A 6,687-nucleotide genomic window follows, 5' to 3' on the forward strand; every position below is an offset into this window, starting at 1 on the left:
ATTATTTCCCCCTAGCTTTTTTGTTTGTTGCTTCTACTGCTTTTTGAATTGCCTCTGAAAAATTATATTCATATAAAGCTTTGAGACCCTCAGCTGTGGAACCACCTGGTGTTGTTACTTGTTCGCGGAGGTTAGCTGGATCTTGCGTTTGTTCAAGCATAGAAGCAGAACCGGAAATCATTTGAATGACAAGGTGTTTTGCGGTTGCTTCATCGACTCCATAACTTTTTGTTGCTTCAATTAAGCTTTCAGCAAAGTAATAAAGGAAAGCTGGTGCACTTCCAGTAACTGCAGTAAGCTGATGAACTTCCTCTTCAGTACAAAGTTGCGAAGTACCAATGCCTCTTAAAAGCAGTTGCAGGGTTTCTTGATGCATCTCGTTTACTGATCGTCCCATTGTATATAAGGAGATAGACTTTCCAATTTCAGCAGCTGTGTTTGGCATAATCCAAGCAACAGGTGTTCCCCCGGGAAGTCTTTCTTCTAAATAAGATGGGCCAATGCCAGCGGCTACCGTTACGACAAGTTGATTCGATAGTAACGGAGATAATTCTGCTAATAATTCTTCATGTGCAGAAGGTGGCATTGCTAAAACAATCGTATCAACAGATGTAACATGCTGCTTCCAATCTGTTGCAGTAGACACATTATATCGTGCTTGTAATTGTTCTAGCTTTTTTACGTTGCTTCGGTTAGAAACGATAATTTCTTCGATGTATTCTTCGCTTGTTTTAAGTAATCCGGAAAATATAGCTTCTGCCATACGACCAGCACCAATAAATAGAATTCGATGTTTAGTTAGCATATCCTTTATTCCTTTCTAGTGGAGATATGTTATAAAAAACGATACCATTTTTAAGAGAATTTTGTAAAAAGAAAAGACTTATCGTGAAAAGAATGGAATGGGAGGGAGGAGAGGTGATACAAATAAGGCTATAAAGATTATTATATTTAAAAAATAGTTGTAATAAAAAATCCCTGAAGCATAATTGCTTCAGGGATTAATAGATTATAAGTTTATGCTTTTGTCATACCTAACAATACAGCGCCGCCGATAATTAAAACACTACCTAGTGCAATAAAGATCAATTGACGTTTTGTTTTCTTTTCACCTAAGAAGACAATCGCACCGAATGTTGAGATAACGATTCCAGTTTGAGATAATGGGAAGCTTGTTGCTACTCCGACACGTGGTAATGAAAGAAGTAAGAATAAGTTTCCAGTTCCCCATAGTAAACCAGATAAAGCATTACGGATTGCATATTTGTTAAATGGCTTATGTTTAGATGTCAGTACAACCGCACCAACAAACATACCAACTGCTTGTGGTAAAATAGCAGACCAACCATCGATATTATACCAACGAATAATAATTACATATACAAGGTAGCCGAAAGTAGAAACAATTAAAGTAAGAAGTCCTTTTTTCAATTGTCCTGGTGGCTGTGCATTTTCTTTGTCATCTAGTGATGTGAATACAACACCAACTACGATTAATAGGATTGCAATCGTTCCCAGAACAATCGTTGTTGTAGTAGTCCACTCACGGAAAGCGATAACCCCAAAGATAGAAGTTGCAACAAGTTGCATACCAGTAGAAATCGTTACAGTAGTTGAAACACCTAGTTTTTCAACTGTTTTTAATTGGTTTACTTGTCCTAATGCCCAGAATAAACCTGAAATAAAACCAACAATCAAGACTGTCATTGTTAAAGCTGGTTGAGTAAATACATACATAATTGTTGCGAAGAATAGAGCACCGATTGTCATACCTACCGTTTGGCTATATGCACCACCGCCCATTTTTACGCTTACTAATAAGATGTTTCCCCATGCAATTGCAGGAAGAAGCGCTAATAAAATGTCCATTACAAGACTCCCTTCGGTTTTCTATACCAATATAATTACATATCGTTCTAACGATCGGTAATGCCCCACTAATAGAGTAGAAGATTACCGATCGCTAAAACAGGATGAAGAATTCACAATATAAATGCGTTTTCATTTCTTCATTTTTTGAAACACCTCCATATAATAACAGGAAATTGCCTATTTTAGAAAGTGAATTCAAATAAAATGTATATTTTAATAAGAAGTAAAATTCAGTTATTTCCCGTTAGTATATTTTATTTCCTAAGAAATAAAGAAGCAGCTTCGACAGAAGCTGCTTTAAGGGTTAGTAATTCTTTTATTAATAAGCTGAATACATAGCAGAAATAGGAGTGAAATACTAATAGTGATAACTACTAGTGTCCAAGCAAGTTGCATATTACTTGCATCAATCGCCATATAAATTGCAGTTGGGATAGTCTGTGTTTTACCAGGAATATTTCCGGCAAACATGAGTGTAGCACCAAATTCCCCTAGTGCACGAACAAAGCTCAAAATCATTCCGCTTAGTAAGGCAGGAAATGCAAGCGGGAGTGTGACGTGTAGAAAAACTTGATATTCACTTGCACCAAGATCACGAGCACTTTCTTCAATTTGTACATTTGCGATAGAAAATCCTGTTTTTGCTGATTGATACATAAGCGGAAATGCAACAACTGTAGAAGCGATGATAGCAGCAGTAGATGTGAACATAATAGACTGCTGAAATATTGATTCTACCCACGCTCCAATGGGACTATTATTTCCAAAAATGATAATGAGAAAAAAGCCGATTACGGTTGGTGGAAGCACCATTGGTAATAAGAAAATAGTTTCTAATATTACTTTATATCTCCATGAGGAGCGTGCTAGCACTCGTCCAATTATCGTTCCTAAAATTGTAACGATCAGGGTGGCGCATGCAGCTACTCGTAAAGATAGAAAGATTGGTGACAAAATAGCATCAAAGCTCATGGCAATTAGGATAGGACTGTAAATCCATATTTCTTAAAGATAGATTGTGCATCTTTTGACTGCAAATACTCATAAAATGAGGTCGCCTCTTTCTTGTGCTTAGATTCTTTTATAACACCTAAAGGATAGTGAATTGGCTCATGAGAAGTCGCTGCTGCTGTCTCACCAATTTTTACTTTGTTTGAAATAAGAGCATCTGTTTTGTATACAATACCAGCATCGACATTACCTGTTTCTACATATGTTAACACTTGGCGAACATCTTTTGTAAATACGATTTTATTTTGAATATCATTCCATAGATTTTCATGTGTGAGAGAAGCCTTTGCATATTTTCCAGCAGGTACTGATTCAGGTGTACCAAGTGCGATCTTCTTAATTTTTTCATCTTTTAAATCTTGAATTTTTGTAAGAGAACTATCTTTTGGGACGACTAGAACGAGTTCATTTCCAAGAAGATTTTTCCCTTCTTTTTCATTAATAAATCCTTTTTTAACAAGGGTTTGGAATTTATCTTCGGCTGCTGAGAAGAATAAATCAGCAGGTGCACCTTGCTCAATTTGTTGTTGAAGTGCACCAGAAGCACCGAAGTTAAAAGAAAGTTTAATATTAGGTTCTTTTTCTTTATATTTTGTTTCAATTTCTTTTAGTGCATCTTGTAAGCTTGCAGCAGCTGATATAGTAAGTTCTACTGTTTTTCCTTCTTTAGCAGTTGATTTCTCTTTCTTTTCGCCGCTTGTACATGCAGCACTAAATATAAGAAGAAAAGAAAGTATAAGTGCTCCGATGGATCGTAATGTAAACTTGTTCATAAAAAAATCCCCTTTCGTTTTGACATATTTAATTATAACTAAATATAACTAAATATAACTAGTTATAATTGAATATAATTTGAACGATGTAGTTGTTTTTAAAATATAGGAGAAATATTCTTTTCTTTGTTACAATGAAGGAAGAAAGTGAGGAATCGTCTATGGATCATCATTCCTACACAACGGAAGAAGTAGCGAAGCGATTAAAAGTATCAAAATTAACTGTATACGATCTAATTAAAAAAGGAAAACTGCCTTCTTATAGAATCGGTAGACAGATGCGCATTGATGCAACAGATTTAGAACAATATATAAAGCAAATGAAAACAGGGAAAATACAAGGTACTCCTGTAAAGAGCGAAGATAGTAGAGGCTTGGATACATGTATTATTAGCGGACAAGAACTAACGTTAGATATGTTGGCAAAACGTATAGAAAATCGCCTGCCAAGTTCAAATATATTAAGGGCATATCAAGGTAGTTTAACGAGTTTAATAAAAATGTATCAAGGAGAAGGAAGTATCGTTAGTCTTCATTTGTTTGATGGAGAAACGGGTACATATAATGTTCCTTACGTAAAACGTATTTTAGTTGGACAACCATGTACTATGATTAATTTATTAGCAAGGAACGTCGGGTTTTATGTGCAAAAGGGAAATCCTAAAAATATAAAAACATGGGCTGATTTATCTCAATCATCTATACGATTTGTAAATCGAGAAAAAGGTTCTGGTATTAGGGTGTTAGTCGATGAACAATTGCGCATTCAAAAGTTAAATAAAGAACGTATTAGTGGATATGAATGGGAAGAATCGAATCATCTTGGTGTTGCCACGCAAGTCGCGAATGGAAAAGCTGATGTGGGAGTAGGATCAGAAAAGTTTTCGCAAATTGTAAATGTAGATTTTATTCCAATCATGAAAGAACAGTATGATTTGGTGATTTTGAAGAATAAAGAAAATGAAGAGCTGATTGAAGTCGTGAAAGATATTCTGCAATCGGAAGAATTTCATAATGAATTAAAAGCAATTGGCGGATACGATATGACGAAAACAGGTCAAATTATATATGAAATAAACTAAAACTTTAATCAGTGGGGGGTTCTATCCCTCACTGATTATCAGCCCTCACCAATCGGACTTTAATGGGCAGCCCGCCCCCTACCTAACTTCTTTGCTTTCGTCGAATTTTGAGGTGGAGGTCTTACTGCCCATTAAAGCGGGATAAACTAAAAAGCTGCTTGTCTATAAGACGAGCAGCTTTTTCTATATATAAAGGGGTTTGGGGAAACAAAGTATTAAACAAGACCTTGAGCAAGTGTGTAAATGAAAGCTGTAAGAAGAGTAGCTCCACTTGCAAGTCCGATAAAGTGAAACTTTAATCAATGAGGGCGGGGTATCCCTCACTGATTATTAGTTGAACCAATCGGGCTTTACGGGCAGTTGATTCCAAACCTAACTTCTTTGATTTCGTTGGATTTTGAAGTGGAAGTCTTACTGCCCGTTAATGCGGGGTAAAGTCTGATTTGTTGAAAGTAATGTTGTTCATTATAATCTCTCCTTATTTGTTTAATGTAGTTGCAACGGCTTTTGCATCGACAAGTGCGGATAGCACCATGCCCATTGTATTTAAAAATTTGTTTGATTTCATTTTGTTCATCATGCGTATCCGCTCCTTTTCGAATTGTTATTGCCCTGCTTTATATCTTAATTATAGGGAATATGATCGCCTGCAACTATCGAATTAGCTTACGGAAGGCTTACACTTTTGTAAGAAAAAAGACATTCGTGTAAGAATGTCTATTAAAGCATATTGATATGATGATGCTCTTCAATTGTTTTTAAAAAGCTACGCATTGAATTCGTCATATAGCTATCTTTACGGCGTATGAAAACCGTTGAAATACTACCATATTTTTCAGGGATTGCATGACAATGTACCTTACCAGCTTTAGAAAGATGGTGGACAGCGGACTGTGGTACGAGTGTAATTCCAAGGCCGAGTGCAACACTGTTTAATATGGTCTCTAATATATTAAATTCCATAATTCTTTTTGGTAGCAAACCTTCATCTTTCAGCCATCGTTCTAGTTTGGAACGGTATCCACATCCTTGGTTAAAAACGAGGAGGGGTGTGGTTGTAAATTCTTCAATATGAAAAGCTTTATTTTGTGTTACAAGCATTAATTTCTCTGTACTAACATCATATTGTTCGATTAGTGGATGTTTAATTGGACCTGATATAAAGGCACCATCTAATTGATGATTAAGGACTTCTCTAATCAATTCTTCTGTTAGACCGGCTTGTAATGATAAATCGACATTCGGATAGCGTTTATAGTAAGAAGATAAGATGGTAGGTAATGTACTTACTGTCTCGACTGTACCAATTTTTAATATACCGGAGGGTGTTTCACTATCTAAAAATACTTGTTTTAGCTCGTCAACATCTTGCAAAATTTTATGAACATAAACGAGCATTTTTCTTCCTTCGGCTGTTAAAGTCATACCTCGTTTATGACGATAAAAGAGCGGTGTTTTTAGTTCGTTTTCTAATTGTTTAATACGTGCAGTTACATTTGATTGTACGTAGTTTAATTCCTTTGCTGCGCCGCTTACACTGCCTTGGTCGGCAACGCTTTGGAAGATTTGTAAGTCTCTTAATTCCATTTTATGCTCCTCCTTGATGTTAACTATCATTATAAGTGATAGTTAACATCATTTCGAATCATTTTACGTGATATATTTTTTCTTTTACAATTCTCTTTGTGCAAATAGAAAGAAGTGGGGGATTGTGGTGAAAAAAGTTCAAATGATAATAGGGGCTTTAGCGTGTTTAATTGCAAGTATGTCATGGGGAGCAATGTTTCCAGTTGCTGATCATGCGCTAGAATACATAGATCCATTTTATTTTTCTCTTATTCGCTATGGAGCGGTGGCAATCGTACTGATTGTATTGTTGTTAGCGAAAGAAGGAAGGCAGGCATTTCGTTTAGAGGGAAGAGGAAAGTTACTCGTCTTTTTCGGGATGA

General features: G+C 35.9%; 7 protein-coding genes and 1 pseudogene. 2 read left to right on the forward strand and 6 right to left on the reverse strand.

Going from position 1 to position 6,687, the window contains the following annotated elements; translation table 11 throughout:
• Position 1: 1 nt before the first annotated feature.
• The 4 genes from proC to modA form a co-directional block, all read right to left on the reverse strand.
• Positions 2–805, reverse strand: coding sequence for a pyrroline-5-carboxylate reductase (gene proC, locus MR113_RS16975; RefSeq protein WP_242255685.1), 804 nt, complete (start codon positions 803–805; stop codon positions 2–4).
• A 212-nt stretch (positions 806–1,017) separates the two neighbouring features.
• Positions 1,018–1,869, reverse strand: coding sequence for a GRP family sugar transporter (locus MR113_RS16980; RefSeq protein WP_000353549.1), 852 nt, complete (start codon positions 1,867–1,869; stop codon positions 1,018–1,020).
• A 300-nt stretch (positions 1,870–2,169) separates the two neighbouring features.
• The gene (modB, locus tag MR113_RS16985; RefSeq protein WP_242255686.1) at positions 2,170–2,844 is read right to left on the reverse strand and encodes a molybdate ABC transporter permease subunit; all 675 of its coding nucleotides are present in this window, start codon (positions 2,842–2,844) and stop codon (positions 2,170–2,172) included.
• A 5-nt stretch (positions 2,845–2,849) separates the two neighbouring features.
• Positions 2,850–3,656 (reverse strand): molybdate ABC transporter substrate-binding protein, encoded by an 807-nt coding sequence (gene modA / locus MR113_RS16990; RefSeq protein ID WP_076542571.1) that lies wholly within the window; start codon positions 3,654–3,656, stop codon positions 2,850–2,852.
• A gap of 134 nt (positions 3,657–3,790) precedes the next feature.
• Here modA and MR113_RS16995 point away from each other — a divergent pair, with 134 nt between their 5' ends.
• A complete protein-coding gene (locus tag MR113_RS16995) occupies positions 3,791–4,738 on the forward strand; it encodes a helix-turn-helix transcriptional regulator (protein ID WP_242255689.1) in 948 nt (315 codons plus the stop codon).
• Positions 4,739–4,953: 215 nt separating this feature from the next.
• Here MR113_RS16995 and MR113_RS17000 read toward each other — a convergent pair.
• Both MR113_RS17000 and MR113_RS17005 read right to left on the reverse strand, forming a co-directional pair.
• Positions 4,954–5,034: pseudogene (locus MR113_RS17000) on the reverse strand (DUF3948 family protein); the annotation flags it as partial.
• Between the two features lie 424 nt (positions 5,035–5,458).
• Positions 5,459–6,325: a LysR family transcriptional regulator gene (locus MR113_RS17005; RefSeq protein ID WP_061677920.1), complete on the reverse strand. Its 867-nt coding sequence runs from the start codon at positions 6,323–6,325 to the stop codon at positions 5,459–5,461.
• Between the two features lie 127 nt (positions 6,326–6,452).
• On the opposite strand from MR113_RS17005, the gene MR113_RS17010 reads away from it, so the two are divergent.
• Positions 6,453–6,687: EamA family transporter (locus MR113_RS17010; RefSeq protein WP_242255687.1), on the forward strand; the 235-nt coding region annotated here is incomplete at its 3' end.

Origin of the sequence: Bacillus cereus group sp. BfR-BA-01379 (assembly GCF_022663605.1) — a bacterium.
Classification (GTDB): domain Bacteria; phylum Bacillota; class Bacilli; order Bacillales; family Bacillaceae_G; genus Bacillus_A; species Bacillus_A mobilis.

What these genes read in the sequence shown, in the direction of transcription:
- proC (WP_242255685.1), bottom strand. Translation starts at nt 805, where the DNA reads ATGCTAACTAAACATCGAATTCTATTTATTGGTGCTGGTCGTATGGCA.
- MR113_RS16980 (WP_000353549.1), bottom strand. Translation starts at nt 1,869, where the DNA reads ATGGACATTTTATTAGCGCTTCTTCCTGCAATTGCATGGGGAAACATC.
- modB (WP_242255686.1), bottom strand. Translation starts at nt 2,844, where the DNA reads ATGAGCTTTGATGCTATTTTGTCACCAATCTTTCTATCTTTACGAGTA.
- modA (WP_076542571.1), bottom strand. Translation starts at nt 3,656, where the DNA reads ATGAACAAGTTTACATTACGATCCATCGGAGCACTTATACTTTCTTTT.
- MR113_RS16995 (WP_242255689.1), top strand. Translation starts at nt 3,791, where the DNA reads ATGAAGGAAGAAAGTGAGGAATCGTCTATGGATCATCATTCCTACACA.
- MR113_RS17005 (WP_061677920.1), bottom strand. Translation starts at nt 6,325, where the DNA reads ATGGAATTAAGAGACTTACAAATCTTCCAAAGCGTTGCCGACCAAGGC.